Source organism: Mycobacterium sp., assembly GCF_008709575.1.
GTDB lineage: Bacteria > Actinomycetota > Actinomycetes > Mycobacteriales > Mycobacteriaceae > Mycobacterium.
The window spans coordinates 1-657 of the sequence record NZ_VYIK01000406.1 but is presented as its reverse complement, the minus strand read 5'-3'; the positions used below and the strand labels follow the sequence as shown (position 1 = coordinate 657).

General features: G+C 67.0%; 1 protein-coding gene. It reads left to right on the top strand.

The features are described from left to right. Nucleotides 1–549, top strand: a 549-nt coding sequence (narI, locus tag F6Q13_RS19255; RefSeq protein WP_293059926.1) for a respiratory nitrate reductase subunit gamma, incomplete at its 5' end; no start/stop codon positions are given. Nucleotides 550–657: the final 108 nt, after the last annotated feature.

The following is a 657-nucleotide window of genomic DNA, read 5'->3' as shown; positions in this document are numbered from 1 at the left end:
GTCATCCCGCCGGCGGTGACCAGCGCGATCGGGATCAGCAGCGAGGCCTATCACGTGCAGGCGGTGGTGCTCGGGGTCATCGCCGGGTCTGCGAGCTTGCTCGGGATCGGATTGCTGATCTACCGGCGCATGACTCGCGGCCCGGTCCGGCTGGCGACCACGCTGTCCGACAAACTGATGTATGTCGTGCTGGTGCTGGCGATCGTCGTCGGTTTGTACTGCACGCTGCTCAGCAGCGGGATCGACGGCGCGGAACATGTGTACCATTACCGCCGCACCGTGGGCGTGTGGTTCCGCGGAATCTTCGATCTGCGCCCGGGCGGGGAAAACATGGTCCACGCACCGCTGGACTATCAACTGCACGCGGCGATCGGGATGGTGCTGTTCTGCCTGTGGCCGTTCACCCGGCTGGTGCACGCGTTCAGCGCGCCGATCGGTTATCTGTTCCGCCCCTATATCGTCTACCGCAGCCGCGCGGCGGTGCGCGGCAGCGAGGCGGCCGACGGCGATCAGCTCGTGGGCTCGGCGCCTCGCAAGCGCGGCTGGTAGCGGGGCTCGACGGGCGCGGTTTTCGCGATCACCGGCCGGCGCTGGCAGAATCACCGGGTGGATTTTCGTAACGTCGCCATCGTCGCGCATGTCGACCACGGCAAGACC